Annotated in this window: 18 protein-coding genes; 7 read left to right on the top strand and 11 right to left on the bottom strand. The window is 73.1% G+C overall.

What is annotated here, in order from left to right:
- Positions 1-34 precede the first annotated feature (34 nt).
- Positions 35-253, top strand: coding sequence for a hypothetical protein (locus P5G50_RS02185; RefSeq protein ID WP_301212729.1), 219 nt, complete (start codon positions 35-37; stop codon positions 251-253).
- A gap of 24 nt (positions 254-277) precedes the next feature.
- Here P5G50_RS02185 and gap read toward each other — a convergent pair whose 3' ends face one another.
- Both gap and P5G50_RS02175 read right to left on the bottom strand, forming a co-directional pair.
- Complete coding sequence (gene gap, locus P5G50_RS02180; protein WP_301212728.1) at positions 278-1,276, bottom strand: type I glyceraldehyde-3-phosphate dehydrogenase; 999 nt, start codon at positions 1,274-1,276, stop codon at positions 278-280.
- Between the two features lie 104 nt (positions 1,277-1,380).
- Entirely contained in the window at positions 1,381-2,322 is a 942-nt protein-coding gene (locus tag P5G50_RS02175; protein WP_301212727.1) for a GlxA family transcriptional regulator, read from the bottom strand.
- A 170-nt stretch (positions 2,323-2,492) separates the two neighbouring features.
- Here P5G50_RS02175 and P5G50_RS02170 point away from each other — a divergent pair, with 170 nt between their 5' ends.
- Positions 2,493-3,305, top strand: coding sequence for an EAL domain-containing protein (locus P5G50_RS02170; RefSeq protein ID WP_301212726.1), 813 nt, complete (start codon positions 2,493-2,495; stop codon positions 3,303-3,305).
- 94 nt (positions 3,306-3,399) lie between these two features.
- On the opposite strand, the gene P5G50_RS02165 is transcribed toward P5G50_RS02170, so the two are convergent.
- The 6 genes from P5G50_RS02165 to P5G50_RS02140 form a co-directional block, all read right to left on the bottom strand.
- Complete coding sequence (locus P5G50_RS02165; protein WP_301212725.1) at positions 3,400-3,654, bottom strand: hypothetical protein; 255 nt, start codon at positions 3,652-3,654, stop codon at positions 3,400-3,402.
- Between the two features lie 101 nt (positions 3,655-3,755).
- Positions 3,756-5,759: a non-homologous end-joining DNA ligase gene (gene ligD, locus P5G50_RS02160; RefSeq protein ID WP_301212724.1), complete on the bottom strand. Its 2,004-nt coding sequence runs from the start codon at positions 5,757-5,759 to the stop codon at positions 3,756-3,758.
- Between the two features lie 36 nt (positions 5,760-5,795).
- Positions 5,796-6,443: a CoA transferase subunit B gene (locus tag P5G50_RS02155; protein WP_301212723.1), complete on the bottom strand. Its 648-nt coding sequence runs from the start codon at positions 6,441-6,443 to the stop codon at positions 5,796-5,798.
- 1 nt (position 6,444) lies between these two features.
- Entirely contained in the window at positions 6,445-7,278 is an 834-nt protein-coding gene (locus tag P5G50_RS02150) for a CoA transferase subunit A (protein ID WP_301212765.1), read from the bottom strand.
- Between the two features lie 2 nt (positions 7,279-7,280).
- Complete coding sequence (locus P5G50_RS02145; protein ID WP_301212722.1) at positions 7,281-8,030, bottom strand: 3-hydroxybutyrate dehydrogenase; 750 nt, start codon at positions 8,028-8,030, stop codon at positions 7,281-7,283.
- Positions 8,027-9,424, bottom strand: coding sequence for an MFS transporter (locus tag P5G50_RS02140; protein WP_301212721.1), 1,398 nt, complete (start codon positions 9,422-9,424; stop codon positions 8,027-8,029). The genes P5G50_RS02145 and P5G50_RS02140 overlap by 4 nt, the downstream gene beginning before the upstream one ends.
- A gap of 104 nt (positions 9,425-9,528) precedes the next feature.
- On the opposite strand from P5G50_RS02140, the gene P5G50_RS02135 reads away from it, so the two are divergent.
- Positions 9,529-10,476, top strand: a complete 948-nt coding sequence (locus P5G50_RS02135; protein WP_301212720.1) for a LysR family transcriptional regulator — start codon at positions 9,529-9,531, stop codon at positions 10,474-10,476.
- An 88-nt stretch (positions 10,477-10,564) separates the two neighbouring features.
- Here P5G50_RS02135 and P5G50_RS02130 read toward each other — a convergent pair whose 3' ends face one another.
- Positions 10,565-11,773: a RimK family alpha-L-glutamate ligase gene (locus tag P5G50_RS02130; protein WP_301212719.1), complete on the bottom strand. Its 1,209-nt coding sequence runs from the start codon at positions 11,771-11,773 to the stop codon at positions 10,565-10,567.
- 26 nt (positions 11,774-11,799) lie between these two features.
- Between P5G50_RS02130 and P5G50_RS02125 the strand changes: the two genes are divergently transcribed.
- The gene (locus P5G50_RS02125; RefSeq protein WP_301212718.1) at positions 11,800-12,303 is read left to right on the top strand and encodes an ATP-dependent zinc protease family protein; all 504 of its coding nucleotides are present in this window, start codon (positions 11,800-11,802) and stop codon (positions 12,301-12,303) included.
- Between the two features lie 5 nt (positions 12,304-12,308).
- Here the strand turns inward: P5G50_RS02125 and P5G50_RS02120 are convergent, their stop codons facing one another.
- The gene (locus P5G50_RS02120) at positions 12,309-13,673 is read right to left on the bottom strand and encodes an MFS transporter (protein ID WP_301212717.1); all 1,365 of its coding nucleotides are present in this window, start codon (positions 13,671-13,673) and stop codon (positions 12,309-12,311) included.
- 72 nt (positions 13,674-13,745) lie between these two features.
- On the opposite strand from P5G50_RS02120, the gene P5G50_RS02115 reads away from it, so the two are divergent.
- A complete protein-coding gene (locus tag P5G50_RS02115; RefSeq protein WP_301212716.1) occupies positions 13,746-14,378 on the top strand; it encodes a class I SAM-dependent methyltransferase in 633 nt (210 codons plus the stop codon).
- Here P5G50_RS02115 and P5G50_RS02110 read toward each other — a convergent pair.
- Complete coding sequence (locus P5G50_RS02110) at positions 14,368-15,249, bottom strand: hypothetical protein (RefSeq protein ID WP_301212715.1); 882 nt, start codon at positions 15,247-15,249, stop codon at positions 14,368-14,370. The genes P5G50_RS02115 and P5G50_RS02110 overlap by 11 nt on opposite strands.
- Positions 15,250-15,349: 100 nt before the next feature.
- On the opposite strand from P5G50_RS02110, the gene P5G50_RS02105 reads away from it, so the two are divergent.
- Positions 15,350-16,444: an L-dopachrome tautomerase-related protein gene (locus P5G50_RS02105; protein WP_301212714.1), complete on the top strand. Its 1,095-nt coding sequence runs from the start codon at positions 15,350-15,352 to the stop codon at positions 16,442-16,444.
- Positions 16,445-16,465: 21 nt separating this feature from the next.
- Positions 16,466-18,130, top strand: a complete 1,665-nt coding sequence (locus tag P5G50_RS02100) for a serine/threonine-protein kinase (RefSeq protein WP_301212713.1) — start codon at positions 16,466-16,468, stop codon at positions 18,128-18,130.
- The last annotated feature ends 18 nt before the right edge of the window (positions 18,131-18,148 follow it).

Genomic DNA, 18,148 nt, shown 5'->3' with positions numbered 1-18,148 from the left:
GCGTGCGGCCGGGGACGCGGCCACTGTGTGGGGCATGAGCGATGACATGAGCGCCGAGGACGTGAGCGCCGAGGACATGAGCGCCGAGGAGGCGCGCCGCGACCAGCTGACGACCGCACCCGACGCGACGGAGGAGGACGCCGCTCCCCGCATCCGGGTCACCGACCGCGGCGACGGCGTGAAGCGCATCGACATCCGCGACGACGCCCCGGTACGCCCGTCGCCCGCGCCGGAGGCCGGCACGGGCGACTGAGCGGCTGGGTGGGGCTGCCGGCCGTCAGGAGCGCGCGAGCAGCTCCAGCGTGTCGACGACGCGGTTGGAGAAGCCCCACTCGTTGTCGTACCAGGCGACGACCTTCACGTGGCGGCCCTCGGCGCGGGTGAGCGCCGCGTCGAAGATCGAGGAGGCGGGCTGGCCGGTGATGTCGCTCGACACGAGCGGCGCGTCGGAGTAGTCGAGGATGCCGCGCAGCCTCCCGTCGGCCGCCTCGCGGTAGGCCGCGAGCACCTCGTCGCGGGTCACCTCGCGCGAGACCGTGGTGTTCAGCTCCACGATGGAGCCGACCGGCACGGGCACGCGGATGGAGTCGCCCGACAGCTTGCCGTCGAGGTTCGGCAGCACCAGGCCGATCGCCTTCGCGGCGCCGGTGGTTGTCGGCACGATGTTGACGGCGGCGGCACGGGCGCGGCGGAGGTCGCGGTGCGGGCCGTCCTGCAGGTTCTGCTCCTGCGTGTACGCGTGCACGGTCGTCATGAAGCCGTGCTCGATGCCGGCGAGGTCGTCGAGCACCGAGGCCAGCGGCGCGAGCGCGTTGGTGGTGCAGGAGGCGTTGGAGACGATCGTGTGCTTCGCCGGGTCGTACGCGTCGGTGTTGACGCCGTAGGCGAGCGTGACGTCGGCGCCGTCGGCGGGCGCGCTGACGAGCACGCGCTTCGCGCCGGCGGTCAGGTGCGCGCGGGCTGCGTCGGCGGAGGTGAAGCGTCCGGTCGACTCGAGCACGAGCTCCACGCCGAGGTCGCCCCACGGCAGGGCGGCCGGGTCGCGCTCGGCGAGCACGGCGATGCGGTGGCCGTCGACGATCAGGTCGGTGCCGTCGACCTCGACCGGGCGGCCGAGGCGGCCCAGGGAGCTGTCGTAGGAGAGGAGGTGGGCGAGCGTGTCGGGGGCGGTCAGGTCGTTGACGGCCACGACCTCCAGCTCGCTGTTGCGCTCCAGCAGGGCGCGGAGGGTGTTGCGTCCGATGCGGCCGAATCCGTTCACGGCGATGCGGGTCATGATGTCCTTTCGTGGGGGTGCCCCTCCACCCTGCGACAGCCGGCCGGGACCCCACCAGTGGCCGACTTGCCACCTACCGCAAGCATCTCGCCAACCTCCTGGCGTCAGGCGGAGAAGGTGTGGCGGTAGTCCGTGGGGGTCGTGCCGAGGATGCGCTGGAAGTGCAGGCGCAGGTTCGCGCCCGTGCCCAGGCCGGTGCTCGCCGCGATCTGCTCGGTCGTGAGGTCGGTGCGCTCCAGGAGCTCGCGGGCGAGGTCGACCCTGGCGCGCAGCACCCACTGCATCGGCGTGTACCCGGTGTCCTCGACGAAGCGGCGCGAGAAGGTGCGCTCGGAGACGCGCGCGTTGCGGGCGAGCGCCTCCAGCGTCAGCGGCTCGGCCAGGTGCGCGAGCGCCCACTCCCGCGTCTCGGCGAACAGGTCGCCGAGCGGCTCCGGCACGCTGCGCGGCACGTACTGCGCCTGCCCGCCGCTGCGGTAGGGCGCTGCGACGAGCCGCCTGGCGACGTGGTTCGAGAGCGCGACGCCGTGGTCGCGGCGCACGAGGTGCAGGCACAGGTCGATCCCGGAGGCCGCGCCCGCCGAGGTCAGCACGTCGCCCTCGTCGACGAACAGCACGTTCTCGTCGACCCGGACGAGGGGATGCCGCTCCCGCAGCGCCCGCGTGTAGTGCCAGTGGGTGGTCGCGCGCTTGCCGTCGAGGAGGCCGGTGGCCGCCAGTGCGAACGCGCCGGTCGAGATCGCGGCCAGCCGGGCGCCGCGTTCGTGCGCCGCCGACAGCGCAGCGACGACCGCGGCGGGGGGCTCCGTGGTGGCCGGCTCGCGGTAGCCGGGGATGAACACCGTCTCGGCCCACTCCAGCGCCTCCAGGCCGTCGGCCACGTGATACGAGAGCCCGTCGCCGCCCGTGACGAGGCCGGGGGCCGCGCCGCACACCCGCACGCGGTAGGGCATGCTGGGCCGCGTCGAGAAGACCTGCGCGGGGATGCCGACGTCCAGCGGCTTGGCCCCGTCGAGCACGAGTACGGCCACGCGGTGGTGCTCCATACTCCTCCAACTCGCGAGATTCAACCCCGTCTTTGCACCGGAATGGCGGCGTGACCAGGGTCGGAAGTCCATTATCCGCCGTGATTCCGCGGCAGAACCGGCCTCCTGACCGGGATCGGGTCGTGTCGGCCCGGTTGACACGGAGGCTCGGAGCGACAACCATCGACCAGGTGCACCACAGCGAACCGGACGCCGTCGCAGCGGCCGAGGCACGCGAGCAAGAGTTCGACGGCCTCGTCCGCGATTTCGTGCACGCTCTGGAGGCCCGGCAGATCAGCGCCGCCTTCCAGCCGCTTGTCGATGTGGCCACCGGCAACCTGGTCGCCGCCGAGGCGCTCGCCCGCTGGGCGCACCCCGAGCGCGGGGTGATCGCTCCCGACGTGTTCGTCGCCGCCGCCGAGACCCACGGGATGCTGAGCGCGCTGACCGAGCGCATCCTCTCCGAGTGCAGCGCGTGGCCCACCACCACCGCCGACGGCCGTCCGATCGCCGTCGCGATCAACGTCTCCGCATCGCAGCTGCGCGACCCTTCGTTGTACCGGATGCTCGACGCCGCGTTCACCTCCGGCGACCTCGACCCGCACACCCTGACCCTGGAGGTCACCGAGGGCGAGCGGCTCGCCGACTCCCCGCCCGTCGCGCCCTGGCTCGCCGGGATCATCGCCGCGGGCGTCACCGTTTCGGTGGACGACTTCGGCATCGGGCACTCGTCGTTCCGCCGGGTGGAGCAGCTGGGGGCGACCGAGCTCAAGATCGACCGCTCCCTCGTGCAGGACGTCGCCCGCGCCGACACCCTGGCACGGGTGGTGCAGGAGGCGCACGACCTCGGGCTGCGCGTCGTCGGCGAGGGCGTCGAGCATCGCAGCGACTACGACCGGCTCGCGGCCGTGGGCTGCGACCGGGCTCAGGGTTTCTGGATCGCCCGTCCGGCGCCGCGCGAGCAGTTCACCCGGTGGGCGCGCCAGCACGCGTCCATCCTCTGACCCGATCCTCCGGCTCGCGAGTGCGCGCGAACTCCAACGAGAACTGCCGAGTACGCGGACTGTTCGCGTACTCGGCAGTTGCTGTCTGGTCGGCTCAGATCCCGTCGAACGAGTCGATATTGAACGCGGGTCGCTCCTCGGGCTCCGCCTGGCCGACCTCGATCTGGGTCCAGGTGACCGGCATGCCGGGGGAGAAGAGGATGTCGACGCCCGGGCCTCCGCGCAGCGGCGGGATGGTGACGTAGCCGCCGCCGTCCTTGACCGCGGAGAGGATGCGGGACTTGAGCTCGTCCACCGGGTCCGGGAGGAAGTAGTCCTTGCCGTCGACGGTGAGGCGGTGCACGATCACGCCGCGAGCTCCTTTCGTGGGGGTCGCGCTCTCAACTGAGGCGCCCAGCCACCGTACACCCGGCGCCTCGGCGCGCAATGCCGCTGCGGTCGGCGGCGGGGTCACGCCCGGACGAGCACGGCCTCGCCCGGGTACGCGGCGTCCGCGCCGGTCGCGACGACGCCCTCCTCGCGCCAGGTCCGTGCGCGTTTGGGGTCGTCGGTCAGCTCGGCGAGGGCGAGGGGAGGCTCCCAGTCGTCGGCCAGTCGCTCCAGCAGCTGCCGCCGCACCCGGAACGGCTGGTCGCGGATGTCGCGTCCGGCGACCGCGAGCAGGTCGGTGGCGACGAACCCCTGGTCGGCGGCCACTCCTTCCAGCGCGCAGCCGGTGGGCAGCGCCTGGGCGGCCGTGCGGAGACGGGCGAAGCCTCTGCCGGCCGCGCGGCCCTCCTCGTCCCACAGCAGCACGTCGTCGCCGTCGACCGCGACGACGAGCCGCTCGCCCGCGGGCGCGCGGCTGTACAGCGTCCCTCCGGGCAGCGCGGAGGCGCCCGGAAGCCGCTGGGCCGCTGCGAGCGGTGCGGGCGCGAATGCGCTCCGGAAGGCTGCGGGGACGCGGTCGGGGTCGCGCTCCTCGGAGCCGGAAGCGGCCGCCCCGTCGCCCTCGCCCGCTCCACCTCCCGCTGCCGCTTTGGGCGCCATCAGGTGGATCATCCAGTTCTTCTCGTCGCCGCCCTGGCCGGTGTGGATGAGCGCGAACCGTCGCGGCCCGCCGCCCAGGCCGCCGTCGGGCCGGCCCTGCAGGGTCGCGATGACCTCCGCGCCGTCGCGCCACTTCTCCAGCTCGAACTCGCCGGCGTCCCAGATGTACACCTGGCCGCCGCCGTACTCCCCGGCGGGGATCTCGCCCTCGAACGTGCCGTACTCGAGCGGGTGGTCCTCGGTCTGCACCGCGAGGTGGTTCTTCTTGGGGTCCGTCGGAGGACCCTTCGGGATGGCCCACGAGACCAGCACGCCGTCGTGCTCCAGCCGGAAGTCGTAGTGCAGCCTCCGCGCGTGGTGCTCCTGGATCACGAACGAGCGTCCGCTGCCGGGCATCCCCAGGTCCTCCGGCACGGGCTCGGGCGTCTTGTCGGCGTCGCGCATCGAGCGGTACTTGTCGAGCTTGCCCTGGGAGTCCGGCGTGGCCGTGAAGGTCGCCAGGTGCTCGGGCGTCGGCTCCAGCCCGGCGTCGCGCGAGCGCAGCAGCGGGCGCAGCAGGTCGCCGTCGGCCTCGAAGCGCTCCAGCACCTCCCGGTAGTCGAGATGACGGAGGCCCGGGTCGCGCAGCTCGTCCCAGGTGCGCGGGGCGGCGACGGTGGGATGCGGCCGGCCGCGCAGCGAGTAGGGCGCGATCGTCGTCTTCTTGCCGTTGTTCTGCGACCAGTCGATGAGCACCTTGCCGCCGCGGAGCGACTTCTTCATGTCCGAGACGATGTCGTCGGGGTGGTCGGCCTCCAGCGCGCGGGCGAGCTCGTGCGCGACCGCCGAAACCTGGTCGCTGGTCAGCGAGCCGTCGAGCGCGGTGTAGAGGTGGATGCCCTTCGAGCCGCTGGTGAGCGGGTGCGGGTCGAGGCCCATGCCCTCGAGGATGTCCTTCGCCAGCAGCGCGATCTGCGCGGTGGTCGGGAGGTCGACCCCGGGCCCCGGATCGAAGTCGAGCACCATGCGGTCGGGGTTGCGCGCGCCCCCCGTGCGGGCGAACTGCCACTGCGGCACGTGCAGCTCGAGCGCGGCGGACTGGGCGAGCCAGGCGAGCGTCGCGCGGTCCTCGACGAGCGGATACTGCTTGGGGCCGGAGGAGTGCTCGATCGCCCGGCGCTGCACCCAGTCGGGCACGCCGTTGCCGAGGTCCTTCTCGAAGAACGCGTCGAGCGGATGCGCGTCGGTGCCGACGCCGTTCGGCCAGCGCTTGCGCGTGACGGCGCGGTTGGCGGAGTACGGGATCAGCGCGGGCGCGATGGCGACGTAGTACGCGATGACGTCGGCCTTGGTCGTGCCGGTCTCGGGATACAGCACCTTGTCGAGGTTGCTGACCCGCAGCCTCCGCCCGTCGACCTCGACCGTCTGCGCGCCCGCCTGTGCCATGTCCCGAACGCTACTCCCGCCCTCCCGTCGCGGCGGTCAGGGCGAGGCGTGGGCGGGGAGGCGGAGGGGCGCGGCCGTCGCGGCGACCACCTCCTCCTCGGTGACGCCGGGCGCCAGCTCGATCAGCGCGAGGCCCGCGGGCGTGACGTCGATCACGGCGAGGTCGGTGATGATGCGGTCGACCACGCCACGGCCGGTCAGCGGGAGGGTGCAGTGCTCCACGATCTTCGGCGAGCCGTCGCGCGCGGTGTGCTCCATGAGCACGATGACGCGGCGGGCGCCGTGCACGAGGTCCATCGCGCCGCCGGGGCCCTTCACCATCTTGCCGGGGATCATCCAGTTGGCGAGGTCTCCGGTCGCGGACACCTGCATAGCGCCGAGCACCGCGGCGTCGATCTTGCCGCCGCGGATCATCCCGAAGCTCAGCGCGGAGTCGAAGAAGGCGGCGCCGGGCAGCACGGTGACCGTCTCCTTGCCGGCGTTCACCAGGTCGGGGTCGACCGCCTCCTCCTCCGGGTACGGTCCGACGCCGAGGATGCCGTTCTCGGACTGCAGCACCACGGTCCGGCCCGGCGGGAGGTGGTTGGGGATGAGCGTCGGGAGGCCGATGCCGAGGTTCACGTAGGCGCCGTCCGGCAGCTCCAGGGCGGCGCGGGCGGCGAGCTGGTCGCGGGTCAGGGGCATGTCAGGAGGTCCTCTCGGCTGCGGCAGCGGTGGCGTCCGGCCGGGTCGTGCGGCGCTCGATCCGCTTCTCCACGTCTCCCACCTCCACCACACGGTGCACGAACACCCCGGGGAGGTGGATGTCGTCGGGCGCGAGCTCTCCCGGCTCCACCAGCCGCTCCACCTGCGCGATGCAGATGCGTCCCGCCATCGCGGCGAGCGGCGAGAAGTTGCGGGCGGAGGCGTGGAAGCGCAGATTGCCGTGGCGGTCGCCCACCTCCGCGTGGATCAGCGCGTAGTCGGTGGTGATCGCCTCCTCGAGCACGAACTCCCGCGGCTCGCCCTCGACGTCGAAGGTGGCGACCGGCTTGGGCGGCGACGCCACGGCGACCGTCCCGTCCGGGTGGTACCGGCGCGGGAGGCCGCCCTCGGCCACCTGCGTGCCGACGCCGGTCTGCGTGTAGAAGGCCGCGATCCCGGAGCCGCCGGCGCGCAGCTTCTCGCCGAGCGTGCCCTGCGGGGTGAGCTCGAGCTCCAGCTCACCGCTGAGGTACTGGCGCTCGAACTCCTTGTTCTCGCCGACGTACGAGGAGGTCATCTTCGCGATGCGCCGCGCGCCGAGCAGTACGCCGAGCCCCCAGTCCTCCACCCCGCAGTTGTTGCTGACGACCGACAGCCCGTCGACGCCCGTCGCGAGCAGCGCCTCGATCAGCGCCATCGGGGTGCCGCAGAGGCCGAAGCCGCCGACCGCGAGGGAGGCGCCGCTCGGGATGTCGGCGACGGCCTCCGACGCCGAGGCGACGACCTTGTCGATGCCCGTCGTCGTGCCCGTCGTGGCCCTGCCCGTCGTCGTCATGCTCACCGCGCGCTCCATCCGCCGTCCATCGTGTAGCTCGCGCCGGTGACCATCCCGGCGTCGTCGCCCGCCAGCCAGAGCGCCAGGCTCGCGACCTCACGGGGCTCCACGAGCCGCTTGATCGCCGACTCGGTGAGCATCACCTTCTCGAGCACCTCCGCCTCCGGGATGCCGTGGACACGTGCCTGGTCCGCGATCTGGCGCTCCACCAGCGGCGTCCGCACGTACCCGGGGTCGATGCAGTTGCTGGTGACGCCGTGCTCGGCGCCCTCCAGCGCGGTGACCTTCGAGAGCCCCTCCAGCCCGTGCTTGGCGGTGACGTAGGCCGACTTGAAGGCGGAGGCGCGGAGGCCGTGCACGCTCGACAGGTTGATCACCCGGCCCCAGCCGCGCTCATACATCCCCGGCAGCGCCGCCCGCAGCAGCAGGAACGGCGCCTCCACCATCAGCCGCAGGATCAGCGCGAAGTCGGCCGGGTCGAAGTCGACGATCGGGCTCACCCGCTGGATGCCGGCGTTGTTGACGAGGATGTCGGCCTCCAGCGTCAGGTCGGCGAGGGCCGCGGTGTCGGCCAGGTCGACCTGCCAGGCCTCGCCGCCGATGTCGGCGGCGACGCGCTCGGCGGCGGGACCGTCGAGGTCGGCGACGACCACGCTCGCTCCGGCGGCGGCGAAGGCGGAGGCGCAGGCCGCGCCGATCCCGCTCGCGCCGCCGGTGATCACCGCGCGGCGGCCGGTCAGGTCGGTCGTCACTGCGCGACCGCCCCGCTGCGCACGGAGCCCGTGGCCGGCTCGTACTTGGCGGCGTCGGCGGCGTCCAGCGCCCGCAGCGACGACCCGCGGGTCTCACGCAGCGTCAGCACGGCGATGGCGGTCACGACGCTGGCCGCCACGATGTAGAGCGCGATCGGCAGCCACGAGTCGTAGTCCTTCAGCCACTGCGTCGCGAGGATCGGCGCGAGCGAGCCGGCGAGGATGGAGGTCACCTGCGAGCCGAGCGAGACGCCCGAGTACCGCATCCTGGTCGGGAAGAGCTCGGCCATGATCGCCGGCTGCGGCGCGTACATGAAGGCGTGGAAGACGAGGCCGACCGTCACCGCGAGCACGATCAGCACCGGGTTGAGGGTGTCGAACAGCGGGAAGGCGAAGAAGGCCCAGGTCGCGCCCAGCACCGCGCCGATCAGGTAGACCGGCTTGCGGCCGATGACGTCGCTGAGGCGGCCGACCTGCGGGATCACCAGGAAGTGCACGATGTGCGCGATCAGCAGCGCGAGGAGGAGCTGGCTGGTGTCGTAGTCGTGCACCGCCTTCAGGTAGACGATCGTGAAGCTGACCACGATGTAGTAGACGATGTTCTCGGCGAAGCGCAGGCCCATCGCCTGCAGCACGCCGCCCGGGTAGCGCTTGAGCACCTGGCCGACCCCGTAGGAGCGCGACTGCTCCGCCTCGGCTTGCGCTTTCGCCTCCACGAAGATCGGCGCCTCCGACACGTGCGTGCGGATGTAGAAGCCGACGAGCACGATCACGGCCGACAGCCAGAAGGCGATGCGCCAGCCCCAGCTGAGGAACGCCTCGGGCGACAGCGCCCACGAGGTGACCAGCAGCACGACGGTGGCGAGGAGGTTGCCGATCGGCACCGCCGCCTGCGGCCAGCTCGACCAGAAGCCGCGGGAGCGGTCGGGGCTCTGCTCGGCCACCAGCAGCACCGCGCCTCCCCACTCGCCGCCGAGGGCGAAGCCCTGGATGAAGCGCAGCGCGACCAGCAGCGCGGGCGCCCAGTAGCCGACGGTGGCGAAGCCGGGCAGGCAGCCCATGAGGAAGGTCGCCGCGCCGACGATGATGATGGTGGCCTGGAGGGTCGGCTTGCGGCCGAACCGGTCGCCGATCTGGCCGAACACGATGCCGCCGAGCGGCCGGGCGAGGAAGCCGACGGCGTAGGTCAGGAAGGCGGCGATCACCCCGTCGAGCGGCGTGCCGCCCGCGGGGAAGAAGAAGGTGCCGAAGACCAGGCTCGCGGCGGTCGCGTAGAGGAAGAACTCGTACCATTCGACGACCGTGCCGGCCATGGAGGCGGCGACGATGGTCTTGAGGCGCTTGCCCGCGGGGGCGTCGGCGGCGCCCGAAGCGGTGGGGTTGACGGTGTCCATGTCTCTCCTTCGATGTCGACGGTGACATCCGAGGGCCAGTCTGGGCGGCGGTGCGATGCGAATCAATGCCCAGTCCTGCGAAGCGGGTGTGCATAATTGCACGCATGGCCGCCGCTCACGACCCCGCCGCGCGCCTCGCCGCGCGCCCCGCCGCGCGCCCGCGCTCCGACGACCTGCTCGTGCTGCTCGCCGTGGCGCGCGCCGGCCGCTTCTCAGGCGCTGCCGAGCAGCTGGGCGTCGACCACACCACCGTCTCCCGCCGCATCGCCGCGCTCGAGGACGCGCTGGGCGGGCGCCTCCTCACCCAGGCGGCGTCGGGGTGGGAGCTCACCCCGCTCGGCCACCAGGCGGCCGACACGGCGGCCAGGATCGAGGCCGCCGTCGGCGAGCTCACCAGCCCCTCCGCCGAGCCCGACCCGATCCAGGGCGTCGTGCGGATGTCCGCGACCGACGGCTTCAGCGCCTACATCGCGGCGCCGGCCATCGCCGAGCTGCGGCAGCGGCATCCCGGGCTCTCGGTGGAGATCGTCACGGTCACCCGGCGTGCGCTGCAGTACCGCTCGGGCCTCGACATCGAGGTCGTGGTCGGCAACCCGCAGACCAAGCGCGCGCACATCGTCGAGCTGGGCTCCTACGCGCTCGGGATGTACGCGACGCGCGACTACCTGGCCCGCAACGGGACGCCGCGCACCGCCGACGAGCTGATGACGCACCCGCTCGTGTACTTCATCGACTCGATCCTGCAGGTGGACGACCTCGACCTCCCGCGCCGCCTGGTGCCGCGGATGCGCGACTCGCTCACCTCGACGAACGTCTTCGTGCACGTGGAGGCGACGCGCGCGGGTGCCGGCATCGGCCTCCTGCCCTGCTTCATGGCCGACCGGCACGACGACCTGGTGCGCCTGCTGCCCGGCGAGTTCAACGAGCACCTGCCGTACTGGATGGTGGTGCGCCCCGACTCGCTGCGCATCGCCGCCGTCTCGGCGGTCGCCGACGCGCTGCGCGCCCGCGCCGCCGCCTTCGCGCCCGCCCTCGCCGGCCGCCCCCGCTGACCCGCCCCTCGCCGGCTGGGCACCAGCCGAGTACGCAGATTCTCCGCGTACTCGTCCGTTTCCGGGCGAATTCGCGCGTACTCGGCTGTTACTCGGTGGGGGCCGGCGCGGGGGCGGGGAGCTGGTCCTTCGGGAGCTTGCGCACCTTGGTGCGGCGCTTGCGGCGGTCCGGGATCATCGAGCGCATCTCCTCCAGCCGGCCGAAGCAGAGCAGGCGGTCGCCGGGCTCGAGCTTCACGCCGCTGCGCGGGTTCGGGATGACCGTCGTGCCGCGGTGCAGGGTGAGGACGGTGATGTCCCGCTCCCAGAGCCCGGTCTCCTTGATCGTGCGGCCGACCAGGTCGGCGTTGACGTGCACGAGCAGCTCGGCCACCCCGTAGCCGGTCGAGACGCTGAGCCGCTGCCGCACGTCGATCTCGGGGAAGGCGACCTGGTTGTCGATGAAGTCGATGATCGCGCCGGCGACGTCGAGCCCGGTCGCGCGCTCGATGCCCTCCAGCCCGGGGGAGGAGTTCACCTCCATCACGAGCGGGCCGTCGTTGCCCTCGAGCATGTCGACGCCGGCCACGCGGAGGCCCATGATCTGCGCCGACCGCACCGCGGCCTCCTGGTACTCGGGCGACAGGTCGACCTTCTCGACGGTGCCGCCGCGGTGCACGTTGGAGCGGAACTCGTCGCCGCTCGCCACCCGCCGCATCGCCGCGACCACGCGGTCGCCGACCACGAGCGCGCGGACGTCACGGCCGCGGCTCTCCTTGATGAAGCTCTGGATGAGCACGTTCTGCTTGGTCGAGTGCAGCGTCTCGACGATCGCCTCCGCGATCTTCGCCTCCGGCGCGAGGATGACGCCGATGCCCTGCGTGCCCTCCAGCAGCTTGATCACGACCGGGGCGCCTCCCACCCGCTCGATCGCCATGCGCACGTCGGCGCGGCTGTTGACGAAGGCGGTCGCGGGCATGCCGATGTTGTGGCGCGACAGGATCTGGTTGGCGCGGAGCTTGTCGCGGGAGTTGGTGATGCCGTTCGCGGTGTTCGGCGTGTACACGTCCATCTGCTCGAACTGCCGTACGACCGCCGTGCCGTAGTAGGTGATCGAGTTGCCGATGCGCGGCAGCACGGCGTCGTAATCCGAAAGCAGCCGGCCGCGGTACTGGAGGTCCGGCTCCTCCCCCGAGAGGTCGATCGCGAACCGCAGGGTGTTCAGCACCTTCACGTCGTGCCCGCGCTCCAGCGCTGCCGCGCGCAGCCGACCGGTCGAGTACGACTGCGGAGCGCGCGAGAGGATGGCGAGTTTCAACTTCAGGCTCCTGACAAGATGGGGGGATGGCTCAGGACTCCCATTCAAACACCACAGCGGGCGAGGCGGCGGCGGCCGGATCGACCGTGGTGGGCTGGCGCGAATGGGCGGGGCTCGGCGCCATCGGCGTGCCGTGGATCAAGGTGAAGGTCGACACCGGCGCCCGCAGCTCGGCCCTGCACGCGTACGACGTGGAGGAGCTCCCCGGCGACCGGGTGCGGTTCACCGTGCAGCCGTGGCAGGACTCCGACGCCGACGCGACCGTGGTCGAGTGCGCCGTGCACGACCGGCGGCAGGTGCGCAGCTCGTCGGGGCACGTGGAGGAGCGGATCGTGGTGCTCCTGGAGCTCACGCTCGCCGGCCGCACGGTGCTCGCCGAGACCACGCTCAGCAACCGCGACCAGATGGGCTTCAAGATGCTGGTCGGCCGGGAGGCGCTGCGCCGCGGCTTCGTCGTGGACCCGGGGGCGTCGTTCGTCGGAGGGCGCGCGCCGCGGGAGGTCCGGCGCCGCAACCGCGGGCGGCAGTAGGGCCGCTACGCCGCAGCGCGCCCGCTCCGCCGTGCCCAGAGCAGCGCCGGCACCAGCAGCAGCGCGAGCACCCCGCCTGCGAGCGCGAGCGTCGCGTAGTCGGTGGCGGCCATCACCATCCCGGAGGCCGCGCCTCCACCCGCTCCGGCCAGCGCGACCAGCACGTCGATCGAGCCCTGCGTGCGGGCGCGGATCGCGGTAGGCGTCGCGTCGACCACGAGCGCGGTCCCGGCGATGAGGCCGAAGTTCCAGCCCAGTCCCAGCAGTGCCAGGGCGAGCACGATCATCCCGAACGAGTCGGCGGGCGCCAGGGCGGCGACGATCCCGGCCAGCAGCAGCGTGACGCCGGAGGCCGCGGCCATCGGGAGCCGCCCGACGCGGTCCACGAGCCACCCGGTCACGAGGCTCGGCAGGTACATGGCGCCGATGTGCACGCCGATGACCACTCCGACCGCCGACAGCTCGAAGTGGTGGGCGCGCATGTGCACGGGCGTCATCGTCATGATCGCGACCATCGCGATCTGCGTGAGCACCATCACGGTCGCGCCGACGAACGCGCCGGGGCCGGGGCGCGGCCGCGCGCCGGGCCGCGTGGGGTCCGGCACCGCTCCGGGGGTCCCGACATGCCGCGCGGGTGCCGCGGGAGGCGGCGTGTCGGGACCCGCGGACTCGCCCCCCTCCGCCTCCAGCCGCGCCAGCTCGCGCGCCACCAGGAACGGGTCGGGCCGCAGCAGCGCCAGCAGCACGGCGCCCGCCGCAAGGTAGGCCGCCGCCGCGAGGAGGAACGGTCCGGCGAGCGCCGGCAGCCCCAGCCCGACGGCGAGGCCGCCGAGCGGGTCCACGAGGTTCGGCCCGGCGACCGCGCCGAGCGTCGTCGACACCAGAGCGACACTGACCGCGAGCCCGCGCTGCGTCGGCAGCGCGAGGTCGGTACCGGCGTACCGCGCCTGCAGGTTCGTCGCGGACCCCGCGCCGTACACGAACAGGGCGACGAACAGCAGCGGGACGGCGTCGGTCGCTGCGGCGACGACGGTCCCGATCGCGCCGAGCCCGGCGGCGGCGAAACCGAGCCCGAGACCTCCCCGCCGCCCGAGCCGCTGCGTCACCCGCCCGACGAGGAACGCCGTAAGGGCCGCGCCCAGCGTGAACAGCGCGGTCGGCACACCCGCGAGCGTGTCCGACCCGAGCAGCTGCTGCGCGAGCAGCGCCCCCACGGTGATGCCCGCCGCGAGCCCGGCCCCGCCCAGCACCTGGCTGATCACCACGACCATGAGGGTGCGCCGCTGCAGCGCCCTCCGCGCGGCGTCGTCGCCGAGCAGGGACTGCGCCGCGGTCGCGGGGTCGGAGGGGATCGTCGTCGGGTCCGGCACAGCGCCACGCTAGCGGGTCTCGTGCCGGCCGTCGCCGCTCGCGTACCATCGGCGCCGGATCGGGAGGTGGACATGGCGATGACGGGACCCTCGCGCGAGACCCTCCGCCAGCTCCGCACCTGGCGCCGCGAGGCCGCGCGGTACGACACCGTGATGGCGAAGACCGAGCGCGGTATGCTCGCGGGGACTCGCGAGTGGCTGGGCGCGCGAGCGGTCGGACGGGTGCTGGAGGTCGCGGTCGGCACGGGCCGCACCCTCCCGTACTACCGCGATGTCGCCTCCCTCACCGCCATCGACCTCACCCCCGAGATGCTGGCGGTCGCCCGCAGCCGTGCCGAGCACGCGGGCATCGAGGTGGAGCTGAGCGAGGCCGACGCGGAGGCGCTGCCGTTCCCCGACGCCCGCTTCGACACCGTCGTCTGCGCGCTCGCGCTGTGCTCGATCCCGCACCCCGACGCCGCGGTCGCGGAGATGCGCCGCGTGCTGGTGCCGGGCGGCACCCTCCTGCTCGCCGATCACATCGGGAGCACCTGGCCGCCGGTCTACGCCCTGCAATGGCTGATGGAGCGCTGGAGCGTGCCCGTGCGCGGCGAGCACCTGACCCGCCGACACCTTTCCCGGGTCGAGGCCACAGGATTCCGCGTGGTCGAGCGGGAGCGGCTGAAGGCGGGGATGGTGGAGCGGATCCGCGCCATCAGGCCGTGAGCCCGAGCTCCTCCCGCCAGTGCGCCAGGAACTCCGCGCCGGCCTCGTCGTGGATCGCGTCGCCGATCGTGATCACCTGGTACGGCCGGTCGAGCACGCCGTCGGAGGGGCGGACGTCCACGTGGGCGACGTCGTACCCGGCCGCGTGCACGTAGTCCGCCATCTTGTAGTCGCTGCGGGAGTCTCCCACCGACCGCCAGCGCCGGGGCAGCGGGCCGCGCGCCGCGAAGTAGTCGAACGCCCGCTGCGCGCCGCGGTCCTTGTCGAGCAGGATCGACTCGATGTCGGTGGAGATGATCGTCGGGTCGATGCGGAACGGGATGCGGCCCTCCGCATCCGGTTTCTCCCGCGACCCGTAGCGCAGCCCGAGGCCGAGCCCGGTGAGGAGCTCGAACGCGGCGTCCTCGAAGCGGCCCTGCGCCTCCTTGTAGGTCTCGGAGTCCACGTCGGTGCGCTGCTCGACCGAGATCATCGCGCGCTTGGTCTCGTCGAAGAACATCGTGTCGGCGAACCCGTCGCGCACGAGGTCGCGCACGCCGTCGACCGCTGCCGGCGGGAAGGCGACGCTCTCGTCGACGGTGACCTCACCCATCCCGTCGCCGGTGATCGGCGCCCACGCGCCTCCCTTCTCGAAGACGCCGAAGACGCGCGCGCCCTCCTGCTCCAGCGCCTCGCCGAGGCCGGCCGCGCACAGCGGCGTCACCACCTGGTGGCGGATGAAGTCGGCCGAGCGCCCGGTGATGAAGGCGATCGGCACGCCGGCGGCCGCCATCGCAACGAGGTCGGTGACGATGCTCGGGATGCTGATGGAGCGGGTGACCGGGCTCGCGATGGGGCCGTCGACGTCGAAGAGGAGTCCGAGGTTGTGCACGTGTCCATTCTCCCGCTCCCGGAACCCCCATCATGGAAACCCCTTGACGCCGCGCCCCGGCCCGCGTCGGGTGGGGGCACCGCGAACCGAGGAGGACCCCGTGACCGATCACCCGGCAGACACGCCCACCGGTGGGCTCGAACTCGTCCACAGCTTCGACGACGGCCCCATGCCGACCGGCGTGAGCGTCTCGCACACTGGTCGCATCTTCGTGAACTACCCGAAATGGGGCGACGACGTCCCGGCGACCGTCGTGGAGCTGAAGGAGGGCCGGCCCGTGCCCTTCCCAAGCGACGAGTTCAACCAGCCGCGCGGCGACGACGACCCCGAGCGGCTGGTGTCGGTGCAGAGCATCGTCGTCGACCCCGCCGACCGGCTCTGGATCCTCGACACCGGCAGCCCGCTGATGCAGCCGGTGAAGCCGGGAGGCCCGAAACTGGTCTGCGTCGACCTCCAGACCGACACCGTGGCGAAGACCATCGTGTTCGAGCCCGACGTCGCGCTGCCGACCTCGTACGTCAACGACGTCCGGTTCGACCTGCGGCACGGCGTCGCCTACGTCACCGACTCGTCCGACCAGGGCCCGAACGGCATCATCGTGGTCGATCTGGAGAGCGGGGAGGCGTGGCGCCGGCTGCACGACCATCCCTCCACCAAGGCGCTGACGCCGCCCGAGCTGACGCCGGTGGTGGAGGGCCGGGTGTTCGCCGAACGGCCGGCCGACGGGCCGCCGAAGCCGGTGACCATGGGCTCCGACGGCATCGCGATCTCGGCCGACGGCGAGCGGCTCTGGTACTGCCCGCTGCTGTCGCGGCGCTGGTACAGCGTGCCGACCGAGGCGCTGCGCGACCGCGACCTCCCCGACGAGCGGGTCGGCGAGCTGGTGCGCGACGAAGGCGACAAGGGCGGCGCCGCCGACGGCCTCGAGACCGACGATGAGGGCCGCTTCTACTCGACCAACTGGGAGCACGACGCGGTACTGCGCCGCCTCCCGGACGGCACGATGGAGACCCTCGTGCACGATCCGCGACTGCTCTGGCCGGACACGATGTCGGTCGCGACCGACGGGTACCTGTACGTGACCGCGAACCAGCTGCACCGCCAGGCGAAGTATCAGGGCGGGACGGACCTGCGCGAGTACCCGTACTCACTGTTCCGGGTGCGGATCGACGCCGGGCCGGTTCTGCTCCGATAGCCCGCGCGTATGTTGGGGGCCGTGGATGGACGTGTGCTTCTCGACCGCTACGAGCTCGGCGACGGCCTCGGACACGGCGGCATGGCGACCGTCTACCGCGGCTACGACCGGCAGCTCGGGCGTGATGTGGCGATCAAGCTGTTCAATCCGGGCACCGCGGTCGACGACCTCCGCCGCCGCAGCGAGGCGTCCTCGCTCGCCCGGCTGAGCCACCCGCACCTGGTCGCCCTCTACGACGCGCACCTGGCCGAGCCGGGCGACGAGACCCCGAGCTTCCTGGTGATGGAGCTGGTCGACGGCGAGGACCTGCGCACCCGCCTCGATCGCGGCCGGCTGCCGACGGCCGAGGCGGTCGCGGTGCTGGCGGGCATCGCGGAGGCGCTCGTGGTGGTGCACGACCACGGCATGGTGCACCGCGACCTGAAGCCCGCGAACATCCTCATCGGCGAGCCGGGCATCCCGGGCGCGGCCCCTCCGGTCAAGCTCGCCGACTTCGGCATCGCTCACCTGGTCGGCGCCGAGCGCGTGACCGGGACCGGCCTCGTGATGGGCACGGCCGCGTACCTCAGCCCGGAGCAGGCGACGGGCAAGGACCCCGGCCCCTCCGCCGACGTCTACGCCCTCGGCCTCGTGACACTGGAGACCCTGACCGGTGTGACCGAGTACCCGGGCACGCCGGTGGAGGCGGTGACCGCCCGCGCGGCCCGCGAGCCGCGCATCCCGGCCGGCCTCCCCGAGGACTGGCGCGGCCTCCTTGCCTCGATGACCGCCCGCGACCCCGACCTGCGCCCGACCGCGCTGGAGGTGGCGGTCGCCGCCCGCGAACTCGGCCCGCAGCTCGAGGGCTGGGGCGGCCCGACCGCGCCCGTCGACGTGCCGACCCAGCGGATGGAGTCGACGCCGGGCGGTCTGGGCGGGGTCGCGGGCGCGGCGGCGCTGGGCGCTGCCGCCGGGCTGGCGGCCGGAGCGGCCGGAGCGGAGGACGCCGAAGCGGCTGCGGGAGCGGGTGCGCCGGGTGCCGGCGCCGCCGAACCGCTCGACGTCACGCGCCGCATGCCCACCGTGGGAGAACCGACCGAGACCGCCGCGGCAGCAGCCTCGAATCCACCCACGGCCCCCACGGTCGCCATCACCTCCGCCGGCCTCGCGGGCGCAGGAGCAGCAGCGGGCGCCGCCGCAGCCCCACCCCCGCCTCCCACCGGCTCCCTCGGAGATGACGCAGGCGGAGGAACCGGCGGCGATGGCGACCGGCCTCGCCGTCGGCGCCGCGGCCTGATCGCTGCCCTCGTCGCGGGCGGCATCGTGCTGGTCGCGGCGGCGGTCGCGCTCGCCGCGTTCCTGCCGAGCCTGAACGCGCCGGACGTCGCTCCCACCAGCCCCCGGCCCACCCCCGGCACCACCGCGCCGGCGGTCACCCCCACGACGCCGTCGCCGAACGACGACCAGGGCGGCAACGGAGGCACCGATGGCGACGAGGGATCCCCGGCGCCCGCGCCCGCACCTCCGCCCGCTCCCGCTCCGGGGGATCAGGGAGACCAGGGCGGCGGAGGCGACGGAGGCAACGGCGGCGAGAGCACCCCGACCCCGGAGGAGACCACGACGCCCCCGCCGTCGCCCGAGCCCACGGGCACCACCGCCCCCGAGTCCACGAACCAGCCTCCCGCCACCCCCACCACGGGCCCCTGACGCCCCTCGATGGGCCGA

The sequence above is a fragment of the Leifsonia williamsii genome (assembly GCF_030433685.1).
In the GTDB taxonomy this organism is placed as follows: domain Bacteria; phylum Actinomycetota; class Actinomycetes; order Actinomycetales; family Microbacteriaceae; genus Leifsonia; species Leifsonia williamsii.
The sequence above is the reverse complement of the archived record's forward strand: the minus strand, read 5'-3'. Positions and strand labels throughout refer to the sequence as shown.